2 protein-coding genes and 1 pseudogene are annotated in these 1181 nt (G+C 63.9%); 1 reads left to right on the top strand and 2 read right to left on the bottom strand.

What is annotated here, in order from left to right; translation table 11 throughout:
- Window positions 1–177: pseudogene (locus tag EOA22_RS39325) on the bottom strand (DUF4126 domain-containing protein); the annotation flags it as partial.
- A 135-nt stretch (window positions 178–312) separates the two neighbouring features.
- Between EOA22_RS39325 and EOA22_RS34385 the strand changes: the two are divergent.
- A complete protein-coding gene (locus EOA22_RS34385; protein ID WP_063168859.1) occupies window positions 313–870 on the top strand; it encodes a sugar O-acetyltransferase in 558 nt (185 codons plus the stop codon).
- Window positions 871–875: 5 nt separating this feature from the next.
- Here EOA22_RS34385 and EOA22_RS34380 read toward each other — a convergent pair.
- Window positions 876–1181: helix-turn-helix domain-containing protein (locus tag EOA22_RS34380; RefSeq protein ID WP_127390650.1), on the bottom strand; the 306-nt coding region annotated here is incomplete at its 5' end.

Raw genomic sequence — 1181 nt, 5'->3', positions numbered from 1 at the left:
CTCGACGATGGCCAGGATGGTGAAGATGCCGACAGCCGCCCAATGGCTCATGAAGCTCGCCCAAGTGCCGGCAACCGTCAGCCAGCCGAGATAAGCGCCCCAGGCAATGGCGGCCGGCGCCGTCATGGCGCGAAGACCGGCAATGACGCCGATCAGAAGTGCGAGAATGTAGAGCATGGTCGATCCCCCTCGATCACGGGCCAAGACGGCCTTGAGTCACAGGCTACCATAGGTCCAATATTTGACCAGTACTGGCATCGGCGCTTTTGGCTGCACTTGTGCTTTGCAAGGACGTGAACTGGAGACCGCATCATGGCTGAGAGCGAGCGCGTGAAAATGGTGGCCGGCGAATGGTATACCTGCATCGATGACGAACTGGAGTCGTTGCGGATGATAGCGCGCGATGCGGTGTTCGAGCACAACTTGCTGCCGCCTCGTCAACGCGGCAATCTCGGGCCGGGTCTGAAGGCACTGCTGGGAAGAGCCGGCGAGGGCGCCCGTATCGAGGCGCCGTTCCACTGCGCCTATGGCTTCAACATCTTTCTCGGCGACGGCGTCTTCCTCAATACCGGCTGCACCATCCTCGACACGGCGAGCGTGCGCATCGGCAAGGCAACGCTGCTCGGCCCGAACGTGCAGATCTACTGCGCCGAGCACCACAAGGAGGCCAGTGGGCGGCAGGCCGGACTGGAGATCGCCCGACCGATCGAGATCGGCGCCAATGCCTGGATCGGCGGCTCAGCCGTCATCCTTGGCGGCGTCAGCATCGGTGAAGGCGCCATCGTCGGCGCCGGTGCGGTGGTGACGCGCGACGTGGCGGCGAACGCCACGGTGATCGGCAATCCGGCGCGGCCGGTCAAGCGGGGCTGAACAGGTCAGGACGACAGGACATACGTCATGCGCTCTTCCTGATCGACCCGCCTGGAGAACTCGCGCCGATACTGCGCAGGCGATGTCTTGAGCCGTGCCGAAAAATGCTGGCGCAGCGAGGTGGCGCTGCCGAAGCCGGCTTCGAAGGCGATCATGTCCATGGATTTCTCCGTCGCTTCCAGCAAACGCTGCGCCAGTTCGATCCGCTGGCTGGTCAGCCAATCGCCAAAGCTGGCGCCGATCGATTTCTGAAAGCGACGGGTAAAGGTGCGGCGGGTCAGGCCGGCGGCCTCGGCCACGCGGTCCAGGCT

Origin of the sequence: Mesorhizobium sp. M7A.F.Ca.US.014.04.1.1, assembly GCF_003998745.1 — a bacterium.
GTDB classification, from domain to species: Bacteria; Pseudomonadota; Alphaproteobacteria; order Rhizobiales; family Rhizobiaceae; genus Mesorhizobium; species Mesorhizobium ciceri.
This window is presented reverse-complemented; position numbering and strand designations above follow the sequence as displayed.